21 protein-coding genes are annotated in these 25074 nt (G+C 42.8%); 15 read left to right on the forward strand and 6 right to left on the reverse strand.

Annotated elements, in window-relative coordinates; translation table 11 throughout:
• The first annotated feature begins 81 nt into the window (after positions 1-81).
• The 9 genes from serC (at position 82) to msrB (ending at position 12316) form a co-directional block, all read left to right on the forward strand.
• A complete protein-coding gene (gene serC / locus ACTXGH_RS08555; RefSeq protein WP_439261497.1) occupies positions 82-1191 on the forward strand; it encodes a 3-phosphoserine/phosphohydroxythreonine transaminase in 1110 nt (369 codons plus the stop codon).
• Positions 1192-1552: 361 nt separating this feature from the next.
• Positions 1553-3385 (forward strand): extracellular solute-binding protein, encoded by a 1833-nt coding sequence (locus ACTXGH_RS08560; RefSeq protein WP_439296335.1) that lies wholly within the window; start codon positions 1553-1555, stop codon positions 3383-3385.
• Between the two features lie 86 nt (positions 3386-3471).
• The gene (gene gloB, locus ACTXGH_RS08565; protein WP_439296247.1) at positions 3472-4251 is read left to right on the forward strand and encodes a hydroxyacylglutathione hydrolase; all 780 of its coding nucleotides are present in this window, start codon (positions 3472-3474) and stop codon (positions 4249-4251) included.
• Between the two features lie 42 nt (positions 4252-4293).
• On the forward strand, positions 4294-5367 hold the full coding sequence (yejB, locus tag ACTXGH_RS08570) for a microcin C ABC transporter permease YejB (protein WP_439296246.1): 1074 nt from the start codon (positions 4294-4296) through the stop codon (positions 5365-5367).
• Positions 5367-6449 (forward strand): ABC transporter permease, encoded by a 1083-nt coding sequence (locus tag ACTXGH_RS08575; RefSeq protein WP_439261494.1) that lies wholly within the window; start codon positions 5367-5369, stop codon positions 6447-6449. The genes yejB and ACTXGH_RS08575 overlap by 1 nt, the downstream gene beginning before the upstream one ends.
• 31 nt (positions 6450-6480) lie before the next feature.
• Positions 6481-8163, forward strand: coding sequence for an ABC transporter ATP-binding protein (locus tag ACTXGH_RS08580; protein WP_439261493.1), 1683 nt, complete (start codon positions 6481-6483; stop codon positions 8161-8163).
• A gap of 56 nt (positions 8164-8219) precedes the next feature.
• Positions 8220-9434 carry a low temperature requirement protein A gene (locus ACTXGH_RS08585; protein WP_439261492.1) on the forward strand — a complete coding sequence of 405 codons (1215 nt, stop codon included), beginning with the start codon at positions 8220-8222 and terminating at the stop codon, positions 9432-9434.
• A gap of 158 nt (positions 9435-9592) precedes the next feature.
• Complete coding sequence (locus ACTXGH_RS08590; protein WP_439296245.1) at positions 9593-10909, forward strand: iron-containing alcohol dehydrogenase; 1317 nt, start codon at positions 9593-9595, stop codon at positions 10907-10909.
• A 177-nt stretch (positions 10910-11086) separates the two neighbouring features.
• Complete coding sequence (msrB, locus tag ACTXGH_RS08595) at positions 11087-12316, forward strand: peptide-methionine (R)-S-oxide reductase MsrB (RefSeq protein WP_439296244.1); 1230 nt, start codon at positions 11087-11089, stop codon at positions 12314-12316.
• A gap of 238 nt (positions 12317-12554) precedes the next feature.
• On the opposite strand, the gene folE is transcribed toward msrB, so the two are convergent.
• Complete coding sequence (gene folE, locus ACTXGH_RS08600; protein ID WP_439296243.1) at positions 12555-13151, reverse strand: GTP cyclohydrolase I FolE; 597 nt, start codon at positions 13149-13151, stop codon at positions 12555-12557.
• A gap of 343 nt (positions 13152-13494) precedes the next feature.
• Between folE and ACTXGH_RS08605 the strand changes: the two genes are divergently transcribed.
• Positions 13495-14304 carry an enoyl-ACP reductase FabI gene (locus ACTXGH_RS08605; RefSeq protein ID WP_299220323.1) on the forward strand — a complete coding sequence of 270 codons (810 nt, stop codon included), beginning with the start codon at positions 13495-13497 and terminating at the stop codon, positions 14302-14304.
• Between the two features lie 110 nt (positions 14305-14414).
• Positions 14415-15116, forward strand: coding sequence for a YoaK family protein (locus tag ACTXGH_RS08610; protein WP_439296242.1), 702 nt, complete (start codon positions 14415-14417; stop codon positions 15114-15116).
• A 60-nt stretch (positions 15117-15176) separates the two neighbouring features.
• Here the strand turns inward: ACTXGH_RS08610 and ACTXGH_RS08615 are convergent, their stop codons facing one another.
• Positions 15177-15341, reverse strand: a complete 165-nt coding sequence (locus ACTXGH_RS08615; protein ID WP_299220329.1) for a hypothetical protein — start codon at positions 15339-15341, stop codon at positions 15177-15179.
• A gap of 398 nt (positions 15342-15739) precedes the next feature.
• Between ACTXGH_RS08615 and ACTXGH_RS08620 the strand changes: the two genes are divergently transcribed.
• The gene (locus ACTXGH_RS08620) at positions 15740-17161 is read left to right on the forward strand and encodes an SLC13 family permease (protein WP_439261488.1); all 1422 of its coding nucleotides are present in this window, start codon (positions 15740-15742) and stop codon (positions 17159-17161) included.
• A gap of 106 nt (positions 17162-17267) precedes the next feature.
• On the opposite strand, the gene ACTXGH_RS08625 is transcribed toward ACTXGH_RS08620, so the two are convergent.
• Positions 17268-18440, reverse strand: a complete 1173-nt coding sequence (locus ACTXGH_RS08625) for a JmjC domain-containing protein (protein WP_439296241.1) — start codon at positions 18438-18440, stop codon at positions 17268-17270.
• A gap of 182 nt (positions 18441-18622) precedes the next feature.
• Between ACTXGH_RS08625 and ACTXGH_RS08630 the strand changes: the two genes are divergently transcribed.
• A complete protein-coding gene (locus ACTXGH_RS08630; protein WP_439261486.1) occupies positions 18623-18814 on the forward strand; it encodes an NF038104 family lipoprotein in 192 nt (63 codons plus the stop codon).
• A 165-nt stretch (positions 18815-18979) separates the two neighbouring features.
• On the opposite strand, the gene purB is transcribed toward ACTXGH_RS08630, so the two are convergent.
• The 3 genes from purB to mnmA all read right to left on the reverse strand — a co-directional run bounded on the left by purB (position 18980) and on the right by mnmA (position 23570).
• The gene (gene purB, locus ACTXGH_RS08635) at positions 18980-20371 is read right to left on the reverse strand and encodes an adenylosuccinate lyase (protein ID WP_439261485.1); all 1392 of its coding nucleotides are present in this window, start codon (positions 20369-20371) and stop codon (positions 18980-18982) included.
• 144 nt (positions 20372-20515) lie between these two features.
• Entirely contained in the window at positions 20516-22390 is a 1875-nt protein-coding gene (locus ACTXGH_RS08640) for a hypothetical protein (RefSeq protein WP_439296240.1), read from the reverse strand.
• 67 nt (positions 22391-22457) lie between these two features.
• Positions 22458-23570, reverse strand: coding sequence for a tRNA 2-thiouridine(34) synthase MnmA (mnmA, locus tag ACTXGH_RS08645; RefSeq protein ID WP_439296334.1), 1113 nt, complete (start codon positions 23568-23570; stop codon positions 22458-22460).
• Between the two features lie 332 nt (positions 23571-23902).
• Here mnmA and ispF point away from each other — a divergent pair, with 332 nt between their 5' ends.
• Both ispF and grxD read left to right on the forward strand, forming a co-directional pair.
• Positions 23903-24406, forward strand: a complete 504-nt coding sequence (gene ispF / locus ACTXGH_RS08650) for a 2-C-methyl-D-erythritol 2,4-cyclodiphosphate synthase (protein ID WP_439296239.1) — start codon at positions 23903-23905, stop codon at positions 24404-24406.
• 145 nt (positions 24407-24551) lie between these two features.
• Positions 24552-24902 (forward strand): Grx4 family monothiol glutaredoxin, encoded by a 351-nt coding sequence (gene grxD / locus ACTXGH_RS08655; RefSeq protein ID WP_299220350.1) that lies wholly within the window; start codon positions 24552-24554, stop codon positions 24900-24902.
• The last annotated feature ends 172 nt before the right edge of the window (positions 24903-25074 follow it).

The raw sequence follows: 25074 nt of genomic DNA on the forward strand, positions 1-25074 counted from the left end.
ACGTTTAAAAAACTAGCTGTTAAAACTATATAATAACGATGATATAACAACGATGATTTCATCATATCAAGGATATGGATTATGACCAGTAAAGCCGCTTCTAACCGTGTACCTAACTTTTCAGCTGGACCCGCCACTATACCGACCGCAGTGCTAGAGCGTGCGCAAAGTGAGCTGCTTGATTGGCAAGGCCGCGGTATGTCAGTCATGGAAGTAAGTCACCGTAGCAAAGAATATGTCGCGATTACCGAAAAAGCAGAGGCGAAATTGCGCGCATTGATGGATATTCCAGATAACTATAAGGTGCTATTTTTGCAAGGTGGTGCCAGCTTACAGTTTTCAGCGATTCCATTGAACCTATTGAATGGAGGACGCGGTGACTATCTGACTACCGGTGCATGGTCAGGCAAAGCCATCAAAGAGGCGCAGCGTTATGCGAATCTAGGCCTCGGTAAGGTTAATTTGGTCGCAACTGGCAAAGACAGTAACTTTACCGATGTGCCAACCCAAAGCGATTGGAATCTGAGCAAAGATGCGGCTTATTTTCATTACTGTGCTAATGAAACCATTCACGGTCTACAGATATTTGAGCCGCCACAAATTGATGCGCCACTCATTGCTGATATGTCTTCTTGCATTTTGTCACAGCCAATCGATGTAGCTAAGTTTGGGATGATTTATGCGGGTGCACAAAAAAACATCGGTCCAGCAGGACTGATCATTGTGATTATTCGTGACGATTTATTGGGGCAGGCAAGTGAGTGGTGCCCACTGCTCATGAACTATGAGCATCAAGCTGAAAAAGAATCCATGTCAAACACACCAGCGACGTACTCTTGGTACTTGGCAGGATTGGTGTTTGATTGGTTAGAAGAGCAGGGCGGCGTTGCTGCTATCGGTAAAATCAATCAGCAAAAAGCAGATTTACTCTATAAAACCATTGATGACAGCAGTTTTTATAACAATCCAGTTGCGCCTGAATATCGCTCTATCATGAATGTGCCGTTTACGTTAGCAGACGATAGCCTTGATAAAGTGTTCTTAGAAGAATCAGAAGCCGCAGGCTTAATGAACTTAAAAGGTCACCGTGATGTGGGCGGTATGCGTGCCAGCATCTATAATGCAGTGTCGCTAGATTGGGTGCAGCAATTGGTTGACTTTATGATTGCATTTGAAAAAAAGCACGCTTAACCAAGCTAACAAACTATAGGTCTTAAGTTTTTGATACTAGGTTAATACTAAAAGAAGAGCGCAACTGATAACGGTTGCGTTTTTTTGTTATATACCCCACTCTAAACACTTTAAATATGTTGGCATAGGCTGGGTTGAAAACCCAGCCTATGAAAGTTCATGCTAAGTTGAGAGTCAGATGTTATCTATAGGCTTTATGGATTTAATAATAAGCCAGTTGTCATACTTAACACTGCAAACCATTAGGTTAAAAAACTGAAGTTTGTTATGATAAAATTTTGTGGCATGCTTGTTTTGTAGTCAGGGCTTAAATTTTTGTTAGTCAAATTGATTGAGTTTAGAGGGTAGTTACAAAGTCATGATGATAAAAAATGCCATGCTAAAAGCCGTCTTACTTACTATCACTATCAGCTGGATACCAGCCAGTATCGCGGTACCCATCACCACTACCGCGCTTGGTCATAATAGCCCTACAGAGTATATTGACGCACCATACATGCCTTATGCCAATCCAGATGCGCCGACAGGGGGGATATTGTCGCTTGATGCGCGTGGCACCTTTAATGCCGCCAATAAATGGATGACCACGGGTGTAGCAATGATTGGCACCGACTACTTATATGATACTTTGATGACGGGCTCATTAAATGAAGCCTTTACCATGTATCCGCAGCTGGCAAGCAAGGTGACTTATGACCCTGATGACACCAGTTGGATTATCTATCATATAAATCCTGCCGCGCGCTTTTGGGATGGCTCGCCTGTGACCAGTCAAGATGTCAAAGCCACTTATGATGCGATATTGAATAAAGGGCCGATGTATATCCGCAGCTATTTGGGAGATATCAAAGACATTGAAATTATTGATAAGCGGCGAGTAAAGTTTATATTTGCTTCCGATGATAACAAAGAGATTTTATTAACAGTCGGGCAGTTTCCAATTTTTGCTAAATCCTCTATCGATGCTGACTTTGAAAAAATTAGCCTAACGCCATTGATGGGTAGTGGACCTTACAAGCTTGGCCGCGTCGATGCAGGGCGTTCGGTCAGCTATATACGTGATCCCAATTATTGGGGTCGTGATTTGATGGTCAATCGCGGTCGTTATAACTTTGATATGATTAAGTTTGTCTATTATCAAAGTGATGAGATTGCTTTTGAGGGTTTTAAGTCAGGGCAATATCGTTTCCGTCCGGAAAATAAAGCGTCGAACTGGGCAACCGGTTACAATTTCCCAGCGGTAAAAGCCGGCCTTATTCATAAAGAAAGCATCAGCAGTCAGAATCCCGTACCGATGCAAGCACTGGTTATGAATATGCGCCGGCCACTTTTTCAAGACATTCGCGTGCGTCAAGCATTAACTGCAGCTTATGACTTTGAGTGGATGAATAAGACCTTATTTCATGGACAGTATGAACGATTGCAAAGCTTTTTTCATGGCTCAGAGCTTGCCGCCACTGGTACGCCATCTGCGGCTGAGATGCAGGTACTAACACCTCTATTATCTAAGCTTGAGCCAATTCAACGTCAAGCAGTATTAGCAGAATGGCAACTGCCCACCAGTGATGGTAGTGGCTTTAATCGTAAAGGACTATTAAAAGCGCGTAAGCTGTTGCTAGATGCAGGGTTTTATTATGACGATATGCAGCTATATCAGCCCGGTGGCAAGCAGGCTCAGATTGAGATTTTGATGACAGGCGAAACCATGGGCCGTGTATTACTGCCTTATATTCGTAATTTAAAACGCTTAGGATTTGATGCGACTCTTCGCCAAGTGGATGGGCCGCAGTATTACGAGCGAATGCGCCGCTTTGATTATGATATGGTGGTCGATGTATTTGCTCAAAGCTTATCACCTGGCGCTGAGCAAGCAGCGTTTTGGGGGAGCGCAGCGGCTGATCAACCTGGCAATAGAAATACAGTCGGTATTAAAAACACAGTCATAGATGAGATGACTGTCGCCCTTGCAAACGCTGAAAATCGTGACGAGATTATTTTATATACTCAGGTGCTCGATCGTCTGCTGCGTGCAGGTCATTATTTAGTACCGTTATATGGCAAGTCTGGCACCAATGTGGCCTATTGGGATCAGTATCGCCACACTAAACAACTCCCAACCAATGCTGTCGGTATCGATTATTGGTGGGTTGATAAAGAAGCAGAGACACGTGTGAATCAATATTTAAAACAATAAATGATAGTGATTTTTAAGTTTTATTTCATATCAAAATTTTGATAAAAAACATTAGTAATAAAGATACCTACAGGTAAGGATTCAATATGAGTATTCGTATTCACCCAATTAAAGCGTTTAACGATAATTATATCTGGACATTAATTAATGAAAATAACAAACAAGCAATTGTCATTGATCCAGGTCAAGCTGAGCCTGTCATTGCCTATCTGGATGATAATCAGCTAGAGCTAACGTCAATTTGGACGACGCATCATCACCATGATCATATTGGCGGTGTCGCAGAGCTACAAGAGTCCTATCCGATGACGCACCTGGTCGCACATAGTGAGCATACGGTAGATGAAGATCAGACTATCAAAGATGGCAGTACGGTAAGTGCCTGGGGCTGCTCTGCACAAGTTTGGGATATCTCAGGTCATACCGCCAGCCACATGGCTTATATACTAGATGTCGATGGCAACAAGCATTGCTTTTGCGGTGACACCTTATTTAGTGCAGGCTGCGGACGCGTGTTTACTGGGACGGTTGAGCAGTTGCATGACAGCTTTAAGCGTTTAAATGGCTTGTCAGCTGAGACGTTATTATATCCAGCACACGAATATACCGCCAACAACTTGCGCTTTGGTCTCTCTATCGAGCCTGACAATGAAGCGATGCAGCAAGCGTTAGTACAAGCAGAAGAGAAAACCGCACAAGGCATCCCGACGTTGCCAGTCACTTTGGAGCACGAGCGCGCAATTAATGTGTTTTTACGCACGCAAGAGCCGAGTGTGATTACGGGTGTGAAGTCTAAAGTAACTATCGAAGATGACAAGTCTTTGACTGTATTTGCCGCGTTACGTGAGCTTAAAAATAACTTCTAAACGCTAAATTGTCATACCTGTTTATTCTAGGAAGCTGCCATTATGGGTCGTTATATCTTAAAAAGGTTGCTATTGATATTACCGACGCTATTTTTGATATTGCTGGCGAATTTTGTGATTGTACAAGCAGCGCCTGGCGGTCCTGTTGAGCAGCAACTGGCACTGATAGAGCAAGGTGCAAAAGACAGTGCGCTTGGTGGTAATATCGGCGCGGGCAGTGCAGGCGGCAACGGTAGTAGTACCTATCAAGGCACGCGCGGCCTATCTGAGGAAATGGTAGCGGCGATAAATGCGCAGTACGGTTTTGATAAATCGGCACCCGAGCGCTTTTGGCTAATGCTAAAGAATTACGCCCAGTTAGATTTTGGTGAGTCGTTTTTTAAAGGCCAGACAGTGACCGACCTCATTATAGAAAAACTGCCAGTATCGATCTCGCTTGGGCTTTGGAGTACATTGCTCATTTATATGATAGCCATTCCACTTGGCGTCTACAAAGCCATGCATCATGGTTCGGGTATCGATAAATTCACTGCTATGCTGCTTGCCATTGGGCATGCGATTCCTGTGTTTGTGTTTGCCGTCATATTGTTGGTGTTCTTCGCCGGTGGTAGCTACTGGAATATCTTTCCACTGCAAGGATTAACTTCCGAGAACTTTGATCAATTAAGCGCACTTGGTAAAGTAAAAGATTACTTTTGGCATCTGGCGCTGCCGCTGCTGGCAAGTACCGTTGGTGGTTTTGCAGGTTTAACCTATTTGACCAAGTTTAGCTTTTTAGAGGAGCTGGGTAAGCAATATGTGCTAACCGCGCGAGCAAAAGGCTTGGGCGCACGTCAAGTGCTATATGGTCATGTCTTTCGTAATGCGATGCTGATTATCATTGCCGGTATTCCAGCGGCTATCGTTGGAATTTTCTTTGCTGGTAATTTCCTTATTGAGATTATCTTTAAGCTTGATGGTCTAGGGTTGCTTGGTTTTGAAGCCATTCAGCAGCGCGATTATCCAGTGATATTTGGTACTTTATTTATTTTTACTTTGGTGGGGCTGTTATTACAGTTAATAAGTGATTTAAGCTATCACTTAATCGATCCCCGTATTGATTTTGAGGGGCGTTAATGTCAAGTCATCCATTGCCTTCAACATCCTCAACCGCATCTTCTATTCCTATAGAAAAAAAACGCCGCCTAAATCCTATTTGGCAGGCACGCCTAAACCGCTTTCGCCATAATCGTCTTGGGGTCATATCGCTGTTTATTTTTGCGCTGATATTTGTCATTTGTATGGCAGCCAATGTGATTGCCAATGACAAGCCCCTGTTGGTGCAATATCAAGGCGATTACTACTTCCCCGTACTAAAAGCCTATCCTGAGACGACTTTTGGCGGTGTATTTGAGACCGAAACCAATTACAAAGACCCGGCGGTGCAAACGCTGATTAACAGTCAGGGTTATTACGTGATGCCGCCCATTCCCTTTGCCGACCAGACGCCAAACGTTGAACTGGGCATTCCATATCCGGCCGCACCCAATAGCCAGAACTGGCTTGGTACTGATGATATGGGTCGTGATGTGCTAGCGCGGATACTTTATGGCATGCGAGTGTCGCTGTTGTTTGGTCTGGCTCTGACGCTGGCGGGTGCGTTAATTGGCATTATCGTCGGTGCGATACAAGGCTATTATGGTGGCTGGGTAGATCTGGCAGGGCAGCGCTTTATGGAGGTGTGGGGCGGTATGCCTCAGCTGTTTATGATTATTATTTTGGTCAGCTTATTTAGCCCCAGTATCTTGATGCTGTTTGCAATGATGCTGCTGTTTGGTTGGATGGGGCTGGTCGGTTTGGTGCGTGCAGAGTTTTTACGCGCGCGTAATTTTGATTATGTCCGTGCTGCTCGTAATCTTGGCGTGTCAGACCGTCACATTATGATGAGACACATCTTACCCAATGCGTTAGCCTCAAGCTTATCGCAGCTGCCATTTATATTAACGGCTAATATTATTGCTTTAACAGCGCTAGATTTTTTAGGGTACGGTTTACCGCCTGGTTCACCGTCACTTGGTGAGCTGATGGTACAAGGCAAAAACAACCTCAATGCGCCTTGGCTGGCCTTATCTGGGTTTTTTAGTCTGACTTTTATCTTGTCATTGCTCATCTTCGTTGGCGAAGCGCTGCGTGATGCCTTTGATCCGAGGCACTCCTGATATGACAACTGATAAGGTGATAAACGCTAACATGATAACTGCTACTAAGCAAAATAACCTTATAGGTAACAATCATAGCAATACACAAAATAAGCTCATGCTGATAGTAGATGAGCTTAGCATTGTGACGACTTCAGGTAATGCGGCAAGTGTGCCTTTAGTTGATAAACTATCGTATGAGCTTAGGCAAGGACAAACGCTAGCCATCGTTGGTGAGTCAGGCTCTGGTAAGTCGATCGCCAGTCTTGGGCTGTTGGGCTTGTTACCAGATAGCTTGAGCGTCATGGGTGAGGTGCAGTTAGCAGATGCAACAGGAATGGCTACATTGCCGATAAGCAACCATAAAACACGTGATGCAGCGCTGCGCTCCATTCGTGGTCAACGCATCGGCATGGTGTTTCAAGAGCCAATGACGGCGCTCAATCCATTACATACCGTCGCTAAGCAAATCGCAGAGTCTCTGCGTCTCAGCGGTGTAGCCAAAAAGCAATGGCGCGAAAGAAGCATCGCTTTGCTAGACGATGTCAATATTAACGAGCCTGCTGACAAGCTAAATCGTTATCCGCATGAGTTATCGGGTGGTCAACGTCAGCGGGTAATGATTGCTATGGCATTAGCGCAGCAGCCAGATATCTTAATCGCTGATGAGCCAACCACTGCGCTTGATGTCACCTTGCAACATGAGATTCTCGCCCTATTAGATGATCTCAAGCGTCAGCATAATATGGCGATGATATTAATTAGTCATGATCTTAATTTAGTTAGACGCTATAGCAACGACGTCATCGTCATGCGCCAAGGGCAGACTATCGAGCAGGGGCCAACTGCAGCGGTATTTAGTCAGCCTAAAGCCGACTATACTCGCTCGCTTATTAAGCAAGATTTTGGGCAAGCATTGGAGTTATTGGTTGATAACAATGAGCAGCAACCAATAGTATTGCAAGTCAGTAACCTACAAGTACAGTTTCCGATTGAAAAAAGCTTGTTCGGAAGTACTAAACGCTGGTTCGATGCGGTAAAAAATGTCGATATGAACCTGCAAAAAGGGCAGGCACTCGGTATCGTTGGTGAGTCAGGCTCTGGAAAAACCACAATTGCACTCGCGTTAAGTCAATTACTCAGCAATCAAGCGCGAGTCGGTGGCCAGACAATAGTTAATGGACAAAACATCGCAGCATTATCAAAACGCGATCTACGCCGCTTTCGCTCGCAGATTCAAATGGTATTTCAAGACCCCTTTGCCAGTATTAACCCTCGCATGACGGTCATGCAGATAGTGGAGGAAGGACTTTTAGTACAAGGCATTGATAAAATATCCCGTCAGCAGGCAGTGATGGAGAGCTTAGCAACGGTACATCTGCCAACTGAGTTTGCGCAGCGTTATCCACATGAGCTATCTGGTGGGCAGCGTCAGCGGGTGGCACTTGCACGCGCACTCATTATGCAGCCAAGTCTATTGATACTGGATGAGCCTACTTCGGCACTTGATAGCACTACACAAGTCACGGTAGTCAGCTTGCTACGAGAGATTCAAGAAAAACTGCAAATTAGTTATATATTTATCAGCCATGACTTAAAAGTCGTACGTGCATTGTGTCAGTATATTATGGTGCTAAAAGCAGGCATGTGCATTGAGTCTGGATCTACCGAAGATGTTTTTGATAATCCAAAGCATCCGTATGCACAGCAGCTATTGCAGGCGAGCATGCTATAGCTAAGCAGTCAGCACTGCACAAATATACTAATCTTAGAACAATTGGAACATCTTACATGATTGACAGGCTCAAAATAAAACCTATCCAAGCACGAGATACTAATGAGCCAAATAGACCTTCAACCACGCTTGAGCTGCTGTTTGATTTAGTCTATGTCATTGCCGTTGCTGCCGCTGCAAATGGTTTTTATAATCGCTTAGGCGAGCATGACTTTTCAGGATTTTTAACCTTTATCGTGGCATTTTTTATCCTGTGGAATGCATGGACTAGCTTTACGTGGTTTGCCTCAGGATATGATCCTGATGATTGGTTTTATCGCATATCAGTCATGTTTCAAATGTTTGGCTCATTGATGATAGCCGCTAATATCCACCAGTTTTATGAGCAAGGGCTGACATGGATTGGGGTAATGGGCTATGCCATTATGCGACTGGCGAGTTGTAGTCAGTGGTGGCGCGTTTATCGACAAGTACTAGGTCATAAAAAGGTTGCTGCACGCAGTATGGTGGGCTTGTTAACCCTCCAAGCACTTTGGATAACTTGGCTGTTTTTACCCACGTCTCTACAGACACCTGCATTATTTCTGTTTATCGCAGCAGAGTTACTTATGCCTGTATGGGCACGCTCAGAGCAGTTCAATAATTGGCATCCTGGACACATTGCCGAGCGTTATGGTCTATTGACTATTATCGTATTGGGCGAGGGTGTGGTGGGAGTTAGTAATACGATTCAATATTTTTTAGCCAACTCTTCTTCTGCTGCCAGCTCTATTATGTTCCTAGGTTCAAGCTTAGTGGCATTGGTTTTCTCTTTATGGTGGTTATATTTTATCGTCCCTTTTGATACGATTTTAAATAAAGAACGACGCCGTCATGACTTGTTTTTATTTGGTTATGGTCATTTTTTTATCTTTGCCTCAATCGCAGGTCTAGGCAGTATGCTCAATTTGGTCACTGAGTCCGTAGCGGGTGACACAAGTGATGGCGCAAATCAAGTCATCTCACAGACGTACGCGATGGGCATGTTGATGGGTATGTTGAGCGTATTTTTATTGACGCTCACTATCTTGCGAGAGTTAATGTGCCGTAAATCGAGCCATAATGTCATTGCAATGGTCATTGCTTTAACCATTATTGGGCTAAGTTATACTGCTGTGGCGCAAGGTTTAAATATTACTTATGGTATTTGGATGAGTATTTTAGCGCCTGTAATGATGATTTGGTATTTTGGTCAAGATAATAAGCATTGGTTGACCAAAAGGAGCGATTAATAGCTAACTTGCTGTAATAGAGCGATTGTTTGTCTTGAAAGATGTGTCAGATAAGTAAGAACATATCAGTTCACAATAATAGCTACATTTAAAGAAATACACTGTCACAATGGGACTAGACAGTAGTTAATTATAATATGATTAAAAAGGATTTTTTCATGTCCACAAAAAAACAAAGCTTTATTGCTAAGTTGTTACATACCAATGGTTTACAGCATGCAGGCTATTTGACGGTTGCTAAGACTCGCGCTAAGGCGTTAAAAGCCTTTTCTTATGTGGTATCTATCAGAAGACCAATGTTATTCGTTGGCGAGACCTCTTGTGAGGAGCTGTGCGACATGCTCATCAATGAAGGGAGTACTAACGTATTTATCGTTACTGATGCAGTGCTCAATGAGCTTAGTATCCCTGCCAAAGTCACTGACTACTTAGAAAGTAAGCATATCAGCTATCATGTCTACGATGGGATTACGCCAGATCCTACTTTTGAAGTCGTTGAAGAAGGATTGCAAAAGTCTATCGATACTAAATGCGATGCAATCATTGCTATCGGTGGGGGCTCAGTCATTGATGCGGCTAAAATGATTGCCATGTCACAAGGCAATAACTGCAAACCGCAGCAGCTTATCGGTCTTTTTAAAGCAAAAAAACCTTCTATGCCGCTGTACTGTGTGCCGACGACAGCTGGTACGGGTTCAGAAGCGACGTTGGGAGCAGTCGTATCCGATGATAAAACCCATCAAAAAGCCTTGTCTATCGACCCAAAGATGGTGCCATTAGCAGCGGCTATTGATCCAACTATTATGCAAGGTATGCCAGCACATATTACTGCCGATACCGGTATCGATGTGTTGACACATGCGCTAGAGTCTTGGATGAGTGCCAATGCCAGCGTCGAGACCGACTATTATGCCGCCTCTGCCGTTAAGTCTGTCATGCACAATCTACCAGTGGTGTATGAAGACGGTAGCAATCTAAAAGCCCGTGAACAGATGGGCGTAGCAGCGCATTATGGCGGTATCGCCTTTAATAAAGCAGGACTTGGCTATGTTCATGCCATCGCTCACCAGTTAGGAGCATATTATGGTATTCCTCATGGTCGTGCCAATGCCATCGTCCTACCTTATGTACTCGACGTCAATCGTAAGGCGTGCCAAAAAAGACTGGCAGAGCTGGCCAAAAAAACAGGCATGGTGAAGGACGGGCAAACTGCCAATAGCGATGCTAAAATTGCAGAACATCTTATTGCGGAAGTACGAAAATTGATTGCTACCTTAAACATCAATCCAATAGTTAAAGGCATGCAAAGTAGTGACTTTGAGAGTATTGCGAAAGCTGCGGCCAAAGAAGTCAGGGACACCTATGCAGTACCTATTTATCTATCAAAGTCTGAGATCAAAGACCTGTTAACAAAGATTAAGCAGGCAAGTGAGGATTGTACAAACAAGGATAAAAGTAATGATAAAGCTGCATAGTTAATTCGTTCTGAGTAGGACAAGGCATTGCCAGTTTTGTATATGGGATATTTTTAATTGGTTGAAAAATCATTAAAAGTTCTCCATATACAACGATAAGGAAATCTTTTGGTATTGCCTATTTTGGGTGTTTTTTAAAGGTTTTACTGTTTTATCACCTTACTACTAGGAATTCTTATGAATCGTAAATTAAAAGCCAGCGCTGCGATGATGGCTATTGCAGCAAGCAGTACTCTTTATGCCGGCTGTGCTTCTACCGAGAATCCTGCCACCGTAAAAAGTACGCCTGTTGATAACCCTTATGCACCTATTGATTCAAATTTGGCAGTGGCTACTGTAGCTGGCGGCTGTTTTTGGTGTGTGGAAGCAGGCTATGAAAAGATACCAGGTGTGGTCGAGGTGGTGTCTGGTTATGCAGGTGGTCAGTCTACTAATCCAACTTACAGTACAGTGTCAGCAGGCGGTACAGGCCATACCGAAGCGGCGCAAGTGTACTATGATCCAACGAAAATTACTTACAACGGTATCGTAAATGCCCTTTGGCGAATCGCTGATCCTACTGATAGTAAAGGTCAATTCGTCGATCGCGGTACTCAGTATCGTCCAGCTATTTTTTACCAAAATGAGCAAGAAAAACAGATAGCCGAGTCGGCTAAGCAGTCGCTACAAGCTTCAGGTGTCTATGACAAACCTGTCGTGATTGAAATCGTTCCTGCCAGCGAATTTTATCCAGCAGAAGAGTATCATCAAGATTACTATAAAAAGAATCCGTTACGTTACAAAGCCTATACTTTTAACTCAGGTCGCTATCAGTTTATCGAAAGTGTATATGGCAAAGACTATGAACTGGACTTTAGTCAGTTTAAGCCCACTTCTACTAGTGCAGAATCAGGAGTAGTAGCTCAAGAGTCGACAGCGAACGCTTTGGCAGAGACAACAAGCTTGGGTTTTAATCCGAATAATTTTGTTAAACCTGCACAAGATGAGCTAAAAAAATCGCTGAGTAACATTCAATATAAAGTCACGCAAAAAGATGATACAGAGCGCGCTTTTGATAATGCTTATTGGGACAATAAAGAGCCTGGATTGTATGTAGATGTGGTGTCTGGCGAGCCATTGTACTCTTCACGTGATAAATACAAATCTGGTACAGGCTGGCCAAGCTTTACTCGACCGCTTGATACAAGCCTTGTCGTAGAAAAAGCAGATCGAGGTATATTTGGCACTCGTACCGAAATTCGTAGTCGCTATGCTGACTCGCATGTGGGTCACGTCTTTGATGATGGCCCAGCACCTACTGGCAAACGCTATTGCATGAACTCAGCGGCGTTGCGTTTTATTCCATTAGCGCAAATGGAAAAAGAAGGCTATAGCCAATGGACTGATGACGTCAAACCTGTTAGTTAACCCTATTTTATTAGAATTTAAAATCGCTCACTACTGTTTAAATAACATAGTGGGCGATTTTTTTGTTTACTATAATTATATTAAGGATAGGAAAATATTAATCACCAAGCATGAAATGTCGCGGTGTTTGATTATATGAGTTATTAGGAAAGAAAAAGTACGCTATGTTAGAGCAGCTACAAATAAAAAAGACGCATAAGCGCCCTTTTTATTTATCTTAACCATAGTGATTAGAAAACTAGAATGCAGGTTGACGTTTAGGCACTGCCCCTAAGAACTCATTACGGGCTTGATTATCGTGTACATATTCACCAAGCATCGCTGTGCTACGGGTGGTGGAATGCTGCTTATTAACACCACGCATCATCATACACATGTGTGATGCATCCATCACTACTGCCACACCGCGACAACCAGTTACATCCATAATGGTTTGTGCCACTTGCTCACTTAAGTTTTCTTGGATTTGCAAGCGACGTGCAAACATATCGACAATACGGGCAAATTTTGACAATCCTAAAACATATCCATTGGGCAAATATCCAATGTGAGCGATACCATGAAAAGGCAACATATGATGCTCACATAGCGAATAAAATTCAATGTTTTGTACCAATACTAGCTCACGATTGGTCGATGGAAATACGGCATCATTGACGACTTCATCTAAGCTTTGATGATAGCCTTGGGTTAAATGAGCAAAAGCTTTTGCCGCACGTTCAGGAGTATCCTCAAGGCCAGGGCGAGACAAATCCTCGCCTGTTGAGCCAATCAACTGACGATAAGATTCGATACTTTCTTGATATTTTGAAGTTATTGTTGGGGTGTTACTCATAGGTTTGGCAGCCATCCAAAATGTAGGTGTAGCTTAACGCTAAATCCTTGGTCATAAACAACCGTTATAAAGGATTTTTATAAAAATGTGCAAGCTGGGAAGGGCTACGATTATACTTGAAATCGGTGCAACTTCATACCGCTATAGACGATGCTAAACCGCCTGATATATGAGAGTAAATATAAATCGATATTAGTTTACGACTGTTTACTTAATTTGAATCGTGTATAATAAGCTATCTTTTTATGATGACATTTGCTACTTTTCTTATTGTAGCGTCATTGATCAGTTGAATCACTTTACCTCAACTTTCATTACTTTAATGTATTCACAAGGAAATATTATGCTACTGCAAGGACAACGTTTCGTCGTAACTGGGATTGCAAGCAAGTTATCTATCGCATGGGCTATTGCAGAAGCGTTACATCGTGAGGGCGCATCATTGATCCTCACTTATCCAAACGATAAGATTAAAAAGCGTGTCGACATGGCAGCTGAGAAGTTTGAAGCTGACTTAGTGTTAGAGTGCGATGTGGCTTCAGATGACTCTATTGCAGCTTGTTTTGAACAAGTCAGTAATCATTGGGGTGATGGTATAAATGGCGTGGTCCATGCGATCGGTTTTGCACCAATGGACCAGCTAGATGGTGATTTTGTTAGCGCCACTACTCGTGAAGGCAGTCATATCGCTCATGATATCTCAAGCTATAGCTTTGTGGCATTGGCTAAAGCTGCTCGCGAATTACTGGCTATGCGTCATGGTTCTATGCTGACGTTGACTTACGAAGGTAGTATTTCAGTACTTCCAAATTACAATGTCATGGGCATGGCTAAGGCCAGCTTAGAGGCCAGTGTGCGTTATTTAGCGACTTCGATGGGCGGTGAGGGTATTCGTGTCAACGCCATCTCAGCAGGACCTATTCGTACTCTTGCAGCCAGTGGTATCAAATCTTTTCGTAAAATGCTTGATATTAGTGAAAAAATAGCACCACTACAGCGCAATATCAATCAGATGGAAGTCGGTAATGCGGCGTTATTTTTACTTTCGCCATGGGCATCTGGTATTACTGGTGAAATCATGTTTGTTGATGCAGGATTCAATACGGTCGCTATTAGTGAGCAATTGATGATGCTTGATGAAGAGCCAAAATAATAGTGTTTATGTATAGATTCTATCTTTTTTAATATATCAAAGGCAGCCAATTGGCTGTCTTTTTTGATTATACTATTACCTTTTTTATGACAAGCCTTTAAGCGATAGAGATGATAACCAAACTACCAAAGTGGATATTATGGGGCGGGGCAGTACTAGCGTTTAGCGCTGGTTGTGTCAATACTGCAGCACTTATGGGCTTTGCTAGATTATCTGTGTCACACGTCACAGGCAACGTGAGTTTGTTTGCAGCAGCAATCGCCTATCTAGACCTACGTAGTATCTTATATATCGGGGCTCTATTATTGTCTTTTTTAGCAGGCGCGATAATGAGCGGCTTTGTCATTGGACAAACCTCTTTAAAATTAGGGAGACGTTATGGGCGTGCGCTGTATATTGAAGCAGCTTTACTATTGCTTAGTTACTGGCTTTATCAACAGCACGATTATCTAGGACAGTTGACTGCGGCAATGGCCTGTGGATTACAGAATGCGATGGTAGCGACTTATAGCGGCGCGGTAATTCGTACCACACATTTGACAGGCTTGACATCAGATATGGGGGCAGCGATTGGTAATTGGCTGGCAGGACGACCAATCAGTAAGCCAACGCTTGGCTTTCAGGCCATTATTTGGTATTGCTTTTGTGGCGGCAGCGTTGTAGGAGCATTCTTATACGCTAGCGTCGGATATGGCGCACTCTTATTGCCAGTAAGTATTGTCTTGATAGCTGCAATTGTCTATAACCGTGCTTCGGATCGTTTGCCAGAAACGAGAGATCCGATACGACAAGGGCGTCTACCGAAACGATAGACGCTCTTATTTATATTGATAAATCAAACAAGACCTGTATGTAAGCTATAGATACAGCTTTTACTTTTCCTTGTCTTCTTCATGATCTTCATGCTCATGCAAACCTTGCATCATATCAAGCACGCAATCATCAGTACGCTGTTGATCTTCTTTATCAAGACCATCTTGATTAATATCTTTCGGTGCCATTTTAGTGGTTGCGTCGGCTTTTTCACGATTAGCCATGGGATACTCCTTTTTATCTTAATGTCTTATAGCACAGCTACAACATTCTATAAAAGTTACTCATATCACTGAATTAATATTATTCATATGAGTCATATTAATCTACTCAGTTAGTATGAGTAATCTTTGAGTGCTTGTATAGCGTTGGACTGAACCAATTTGGTGACGATGTGTAACGCTGAATAAGTAGAGAATACAAGGAGTATTAGTAGTCAAAAAATAATTAATGTATTTTAAAAACAACGCTTTTTGTAATTATAACAAAAATACTGTCAGACCAAACTCTGTTATTATAGCCACGTATTTTTAACAGTGCTACAAAAGTATAACTAGTTATCAAAGTACGTTTTCATTTTTATGACTTTCAATAATGTCTCTGGGCGCAATAAGGATACTTTATGTCAGAGCAAAAACTAGATAGCCATCTTCCTGATGATGGCAATGAGTATTTATTTACCGATACCTTTCCAAAAGGTACGGGTAAAGGGCTGATAGTGGTCGCCGTTGCTGCGATTATTAGTATGGTTATATACAACGTATTATCGTTTGATATAAATGCTAATAAAGGCCTCGCTATGCTGTTTTTTATCGGCGTATTATGGCTAACTGAAGCGGTACACGTAACGATTACTGCTCTTTTAGTAGTGGTGGTAGGCGCACTAATCGGTATACCTGAATTTGATGCAAAAATAGGGTTACAAAGCTTTGCAAGTCCGATTATCTATCTGTTTTTTGGTGGTTTTGCCTTGGCGGCAGCTCTACATGTCCAGCAGTTGGACAAAAAAATTGCCCTCAAGATACTATCGATGTCTGGTGGTAATCTTGGCACAGCGGTCTTTTTAATATTCGGCGTGACCGCATTTTTATCAATGTGGATATCGAATACAGCGACTGCTGCAATGATGTTGCCATTGGCCCTTGGTATTTTAACGCAGGTCGATCGTGAAAAAGATCGTGGTACCTTTGTGTTTGTATTATTAGGTATCGCTTATTCTGCCAGCCTGGGTGGTCTGGGTACTATCGTCGGCTCACCGCCTAACGCTATCGCTGCAAAAGCCTTGGACATTGCTTTTGTCGATTGGATGAAGTTTGGCGTGCCGATGATGTTGGTGCTATTGCCATTATTGTTAGGTGCTATGTACTTTGTGCTCAAACCCAATCTAAACCGTAAAGTTACGGTTGCACAAGAAGCACCTATCAAATGGAACAAACCACGTGTATTGACTATTATTGTCTTTATCATAACAGCACTTAGCTGGATATTTTCCAAAAAAATTGGTGCCGCACTCGATATTGCCGACACTGATGCTATTATTGCCTTGTCCGCAGCGGCAGCGGTGGTTAGCTTGGGCTTGGTATCTTGGAAACAAGTATCAGATAATACTGACTGGGGCGTACTCATGCTATTCGGTGGCGGTATTGCGTTATCGACAGTGTTAAAAGTCTCTGGTGCATCGTTAGTGCTTGGTGAAACAGTCGCTAACGCTTTATCCTCGGCGCCTATTATTTTGGTGATGATTGCAATTTCAGCATTTATTATCTTTTTAACAGAGTTTGCATCTAATACAGCATCCGCAGCGCTATTGGTGCCAGTATTCGCTGCTATCGCTGAACAGATGGGCTTGCCACATGAGGTGCTAGTGTTGGTCATCGGTATTGGTGCATCGTGCGCCTTTATGCTACCGGTAGCGACGCCGCCGAACGCAATTGTCTTCGGTACTGGTCTGATAAAACAGTCAGAGATGATTCGTACAGGTGTGGTATTGAATATTATTGCCACCTTTATAATCGGTCTTTGGGCGTACTTTTTTCTGATTTAACCATATGTTAGATAACAAAAAACCGATATCTGAAGGCTCAGTTATCGGTTTTTTTATATAATGCTGATTTCGTATCAGTCAGCTGTTTGTACAGCCTCATTAAAGGCTACTCAGAATAATCCAGCCACACCCAGCCATTCTCAAGCCATTCGCTTAACTCGTCTGGATCGACATCTGCAACATCTTGATAACGCAGATGCTCGCCATTTGCCAATCGTATTAGTATGGCCGCTGTTGCCTTATCGATACCATCAAGGCGTTGACCATTGGCATATAGCGTGATGTCATTGTCATTTTGGCTATAGAGTAGGCGATTACTATAATCTGCCTGCAGTGTTGCCCCATCAGATAACGCTTGCATCAGCTCGTCAGTCTCCAATGTCTCCTCTGGAACCAGCGCATCGTATTGACGTTTGCTCACCACTTCAGACACGGCTTGACGAATGATGTCGTCACCGCGCTCAGACTGCAGCATTTGTAATAGCTGTTTTTTAATCGCACCAATGCTATCTGCTTGTAGTTCACCTGATGCTTGTAGCGCTTGCGGCAGTAGCATTGGGACAAATAAATCGCTGTCGTTGGTCGCGATATCGGCCATGCTGTCGATGATTTGCATAAGGTTTGGACGACGACAGCCAAATGAAAACGTCAGGCAGTCGTCTTGTGCTACCCCAAAATGCGAGAGTTTTGGTGGTACATAAAGTACGTCACCCGCTTCTAATATCTCATCAAAGATAATCTCGCCCATATCATCAAAAAGTCGAATCGGCTCATCTGCGACAAACTCAGTGTCTTTGTCACAAAACTTACCGAGCTGCCAACGGCGCGGCCCAAACCCTTGTGCCAAAAACACATCATAATCATCATAGTGCTTGCCGACTGAGCCGCCTGCAGGCGCGTACGAGACCATAATATCGTCGCGTTGCCACTGCGGAATAAAGTCAAATGCTTGCCAAAGCTTTCCAAGCTCAGGAGACCACTGTTCCATATTCTGTACTAACACGGTCCACTGTTTTGGCAAATTAGCAAAATCTGTTTCGATTAGCGGACTCTTTTTGAGTTGCCATTGCGCTTCGCCTTCTTGCTTAGTCGTAGCTTGAGTCAATAGGCGCGCTGAAGCATCTTCTTCCAAAGCAAGATCGAGCATATCTTCTTGCTCAAACATATCGATCAGTTGCGGTAAACCTTGCTTAATAAGTAACGGTTTTTTTTGCCAATACTCGTTCAAGAACTGCTCGGGAGTAATAGAGTCGGGTAAACAAAGAGGAATTGTGGTCATTGGTAAATCCATATTTAAAAATGGGTATAAGATTAATAGTAAGGAGTGCTTTATAGGACGGTTTTAATAGTTTATGATTATCGCCTATCTGATACAGAGTATGACAGTCGCTAGTATTACAGTACTAGTGACTACTAACAAAACATCCCATATCAGAACATCCCATTAATCGTAGGACATTTATGAAAAAATTACAATTTATCGTCATTATCGCAAGCGTATTCTTCCTTCAAGCTTGTGTACATAAGATAGTAACGGTACCTGCTAAAGTTGCCTATAAAACCACCAAAGGCGTGGTCAAAGGTACGGTTGCGGTCGGCAAAGCCATCATACCAGGTGACAGTGACGACGATGATAAAAAGGATAAAAAGTAAAACCTTACTTATCGACTATGGAGTTTGAATTAAAATCAATCATAGTTTTCAAAGTAAGGTTATCACTTATTAAGATAAAAACTTAGTAAGACAGTACTATTATCGAAATAGGAGCGTGTAAATCATTTTGCACGCTCCTATTTTTTAGTATTAGCTTAACTGCTACTAAAGCTTGGCAATCCAGTCTTTAATAGCGCGTGCTTGCTCAGCGGCATTACCAGTATAGGTCGCTGGTGTGAGCTCACGTAGACGTGCTTTATCAGCATCGCTAACGGCTGCCAACTCGTCACTGTCAACGAACGTTAGCATCGCTTCGCGAGTCATGGCATTGCCACGAGTTAGGGCTTTGAGTTTCTCATAAGGGTTCTCAACGCGGTAGCGACGCATGACCGTTTGAATCGGCTCTGCCAATACTTCTTGTGCTTGGTCAAGGTCATCATTCAAACGCTGCGCATTTAATTCAAGTTTGCCTACGCCTTTTAGGCAAGCATCAAATGCAATCATGCTTTGCGCCAGACCAACACCGATATTACGTAGTACGGTCGAGTCTGATAGATCGCGCTGCATACGTGAGATCGGCAGTTTTTCGCCCAAATGTGCGAGCATGGCATTGGCCACGCCCAAGTTGCCTTCTGAATTTTCAAAATCAATGGGATTAACTTTATGCGGCATGGTAGATGAGCCAACTTCACCGTCCTTTAGACGCTGCTTAAAATAGCCTAAGCTAATATATTGCCAAATATCACGGTTAAAATCGATCAATACCGTATTAAAACGCTTTACAGCATCAAACAACTCGGCGATATAGTCATGTGGCTCGATTTGCGTCGTATAAGGGTTAAAGGTCAGCTCAAGGCGCTCATTAATAAATTGCTCTGCATGCATAGCCCAGTCTACATCAGGATAGGCTGATAAATGCGCGTTATAGTTACCGACTGCGCCATTGATTTTACCAAGTAGCTCAACCTGACCAATTTGCTTGATTTGGCGGGCGAGGCGATAAGCCACGTTTGCCATCTCTTTACCTAGTGTCGTTGGGCTGGCAGTTTGACCGTGAGTACGTGAGAGCATTGGCTGATCGGCGTGCGCAATGGCTAGGTCGGCGATACTGTCGGTCACTTGCTGCATTTTTGCAACCACAAGCTCGCGGCTATCTTTTAGCATCAATGCGTACGATAAGTTGTTAATGTCCTCACTAGTACAGGCAAAGTGAATGAACTCAAGTGAGTCAATTAAGGCATCCTGACCACGAAATTTGTCTTTGATAAAGTACTCAACCGCTTTTACATCGTGATTGGTCGTTGCTTCGATGTCTTTGATTGCTTGTGCATCCGCTTCACTAAAGTCATCAACAATGCTATTTAAAAAGGCATTGGTATCTGTATCAAATGCTGATAATTCACCGATTGCGCTATTATCCGCCAATGACTGTAACCAGCGAATCTCAACGGTGACGCGTGCTTTGATCAAGCCAAATTCAGACAAATAAGGACGTAAGCTGTCGGCTTTGGATGCGTAACGACCGTCGATTGGGGAGAGTGCGGTAAGTGGAGTCATAGTGATGCCTCGATAGTTATGAGATAAAAAATTGCAAAGGTGTAGCTACTAAAAATTGCTATATAAGCACGGGGTAAAAATAGTTGCGCGTAATATAGCAGAAATGTGAATGTAAAAAACCCGTCTATTCATATAACTTTATATTTAAGGTGTATTGACAGTATCTGATTGCGTTGTCCCATACTGAGTATTAAAGTAAAAACTACGATGAGTTTTGGCACTTAAGTTTAAAGGTACTGTTTTCACTGTTCCGTTTTCTCCGATTGGCACACTATCGTTCGCATAATCGCTTGCCTGATAACTAGGATCAGCGAGTTTCGACGTTACTGCGGCGTTGTTGTCGCCTTTTTTTTGCAGAATGTCGTGCATGATGAAATTGTTAATATCGATATTGGCACGGTTGGTCGCAGTAATCTTATAAGCAATGCAATTCCCAGGCTTAATATCTGCGCCTGCGCCAGTCTCTGAGCTAGAAAGGGGGTCTTTGCTATAAGTGAGACTGGTAATATCAGTCACTTTGCAGTCATTAGCAGCCTGTTCTTTTTCTAGCACTAAAGCTACGTTTTGATCAATAACTCTACCAAAGTTATTGTTTTGATACTCATATTTCGCATTCTCTAACGTAATAGCCTTTTTATTAGTCGTCGTACGAATAGGATAAATAGTGTCGCTTCTTTCTTCTAAAAGGCAAACATTACCTTGGCCATTTAAGTTAGTAATAGGTATTTTAATTTGATATTTGCCAATAGCGTTGCCGGACTTTTCTACAGATTGTGTGGCGTAAGTTATGGTTGGGTTATCACAGTTATTGACTATTTTGACTATGCTACCAGCAATACCAGATTCAGAAGCGCTGTTAAATAGACCATTGAAATAATTAGGTTTGTTGCTGTAGGCACCGCTTGTTATGTTTGCGTTACTAGCATCTGCCTCTGCAGCAGTAATACCGCCATTGTCACCAAATACTATACCAGAAAAAACATAGTAATATGGTTCGCTCTCTACTCCAAAGCTAATCCACTCATTATAACTTTCACCAACTACATCGGCCTCAATAGCACTATTGCCTTTCATGATACCTTCGTACGTTAAAGTTACAGACTCTGCATTCCTAACTGCGACTACATAATTGCTTTTTGAGTTTTCAATCCCATAGCTGACGTAGCTACCGTTATTAGGGATAACGGTGCTGGTATTGAGAGAAGCATACGTGTTTTGGTTATTGGGGTTGGTAGAGGTTTCTTTTAGAATATTGGTAAAGGTAGGCGTAGGGGGCAAGGTACCTCTTTTTTGACCAGATGCAAAAGATACTTGTCCATTAGCATTGGTAGTAGGCGTAAACGAGCTGCTATTGCCGCTACCGTTAAGTGCAGTGATTCCATAATAATACAAACCACTATCCCCACCATTTGAGCTATCAACACGCAATTGTGGTCGACTTATCGTATTATTGGAACTAAAACTATTTCCTGCCAGTTTTTTGCCCATAAAGTAATCACCCATGGCACCAAAAAAGTAGCCAACATCGGGATTTTCTCTAACCGTCGCTTGTACAGGCAGGTTGATCTGAGTGTTTTCAGTAAAACTTAGTGTTTGGCGGGCAATCTCAGAGTTACCACCTGTGGTATAGCTGGTTTGACCAATTTTTATGGTATGTAAAGAAGTGATGTCATCAGGCGTAATAGTTATCGTATAGGTAAATTTATCTCTGTCGCTACCAGCGTTGGACTCATTTTTAATTTCAACACCGTTGTCTCCAACTGTAACACTAGAGCCGTTATAACCGTTTGACGGTCCTGCAGTAACCTTAAACTTACCAGTAGCATTTGCTGCTGTTCTGTAAGTACCTGAAGCAATACTACCTGCGATCGTATTTGTGTCGCGAGTAAATTTTCCAAAACCTGTAGGGTTAGCTTGCGCCATTAAAGGTGTGGTAATAACGACAAAAGCAATGACATGTTTTTTCCATGTTGAATAAGGTTTTACAATGTTAAAAACAGGAATGAAACGGCCAGTCATGAAATATCCCACAAACATATCTAGAAAATATTAATTGATAACGAGCACTGATAAATAATGATTAGTCTTAAAACCCACAAGGCGCATCAATAGATGCAATCACGCCGCCACCTAAACAAACCTCGTCAATATAGAAGACTGCTGATTGACCTGGAGTGACTGCACGTTGCGGTTCATCAAACACGACGCGGACTTCAGTGCCGTCAGCATTTACTGCAAATACATGGCAGGCTTGATCTGGTTGACGATAGCGCGATTTTGCCATGCAACGTAAACCTTCAGCTCTAAATATATCCGTAGGTGGCAGACCATCAATCCAGTCGAGCTTATAAGCTTGCAGCTCATTACTCATGAGCATCGGATGCGCGTGGCCTTGACCAACGATCAAACGGTTTTTGTCCAAGTCTTTTGCTAGTACAAACCATGGTTCTTCTGGACGATCTTTAACACCGCCGATACCGATACCGCCACGCTGACCTAACGTGTAATACATCAACCCATCATGAGTGCCAATCACTTTATTATCGTCAGTGATAATATCGCCTTTTTGGGCAGGCAAGTACTGCTGCAAGAAGTCTTTAAAACGACGCTCACCAATAAAGCAAATGCCCGTCGAGTCTTTCTTTTTAGCGGTAGCTAGATCATGTTCTTCAGCAATTTGACGTACGACTGGTTTTTCAAGCTCACCAACTGGAAACAAGGTCTTGGCAATTTTGTCACCGCCAACCGCATGTAAAAAGTAGCTTTGGTCTTTATTGTTATCGAGTCCGCGCAGTAGCTGTGCAACGAGCGTACCATCGGCATTGGTATAATTGACACTACGGCGTGTATAGTGACCGGTGGCAATATAATCAGCACCAAGGGTTAGGGCATAATCTAAGAACGCCTTAAATTTGATCTCTTTATTACATAAGATGTCAGGATTAGGCGTGCGGCCAGCTTTGTATTCCGCTAAAAAATGCTCAAATACGCGATCCCAGTATTCCATGGCAAAGTTGGCTGTATGCAATTTAATACCGATTTTGTCACACACTGCTTGCGCGTCGGCTAAGTCGTCCATAGCTGTACAGTATTCGGTGCCATCATCCTCTTCCCAGTTTTTCATAAACAGCCCTTCCACCTTAAAGCCTGCTTGCTGGAGTAGGACGGCTGATACAGAAGAATCGACACCACCTGACATGCCAACGATCACATGCTTGGTGCTTGGATTGTCGATATCAGCGAGCGTCAGAGGGCGCTGGGCGCTGAAAGAAACAGAAACGGGTATGCTTGATGTATTTGGCATGACTGACATAGAACGGCTCAACTTTTTATACTTTATTCAACGTTTAAGATGACGCAACGTCATTTTATCTTTTGGATTCAGTTTATTTTTAGAGTAGATATGATGATAAAATAAGGGCTATATTATACCAGCTAATTGAAACTGATGGCGACCTATGGCATCTTACTGCTTGTAAAATTCAGATAGTAGTTTTAAATTATTTTAATCACGCTTATTTTGGAATAGTAATGATAAAAATTGGTCAGGGTATTGATGTCCACGCGTTTCATAACAATGGTCAGCAACAACAATATGTCATACTAGCGGGCGTGCCTATTGAGCACAGTCATAGCTTACTGGCACATTCAGATGGTGATGTGGTGCTACATGCACTTGCAGACGCGCTATTAGGTGCATTAGCGCTTGGCGATATTGGTCAGCACTTTCCAGATACGGATGCAGCCCATGCAGGTTTGGATTCAAGGGTGTTACTACGCTATGTCTATAGTAAAGTTCAAGAAGCAGGTTACATGTTAGGTAATGCCGATATTACGGTGATGTGTGAGCGCCCAAAACTTGCTCCTCATAGCCTGGCTATGCGCGAAAATATCGCCAGTGATTTGCAAACGGTCATTAGCAATGTCAGCATTAAAGCCACGACGACAGAAAAACTTGGCTTTACCGGTCGACAAGAAGGGATTATGGCCAGCGCCGTGGTATTATTGGTTCCCACTGTTGTCGAACCCAGTTAATTTTATTCGTACAAAAATTGGCCAAACTGAAAAGTACGTGACTTGCAATACTGTAATGGTTGCCCCATGTATGAAGCAACTCTTCATCCAATTATTTTGTATTGATGTCTATTTTAATGAACCGCTTTAATCAATAGGAGCTTTTATGAGTGAACAAACCCCGAATACCGCTGCAAACGATGTTGAACAATTGATTCGTGATCAAATTAAAGACAATAAAGTTATCTTATATATGAAAGGCACACCGCAATTTCCGCAGTGTGGTTTTTCAGCACGTTCTATTGAAGTGTTGACCCAAATTGGTCGTCCATTCGCGTTTGTTAACATTTTGGAAAATCCAGAAATCCGTGCGACGTTACCGAAAGTTGGTAACTGGCCAACGTTTCCACAGTTATGGATTGATGGTGAGTTGATGGGCGGATCAGATATCATTCTTGAGATGTATCAATCAGGTGAGCTTAAGCCGTTGGTTGAAGCAAACAGCCCTGCTGCTTAATGATCTACATTTTTTTGGACCACTTTGTTGTCCAAAACTACTTTATTGTTTAAATAAGTGATTTGTATTTTTTGGCATTGCAAACCCGAGTAACTGATATAGTTGCTCGGGTTTTTGTTGTCTATGTACTTTGTTGTTTTTATCGGTTTTAGCCCCATATAGTGGTTAAGAT

The organism is Psychrobacter sp. 1Y10, assembly GCF_052259005.1.
GTDB lineage: Bacteria > Pseudomonadota > Gammaproteobacteria > Pseudomonadales > Moraxellaceae > Psychrobacter > Psychrobacter saeujeotis.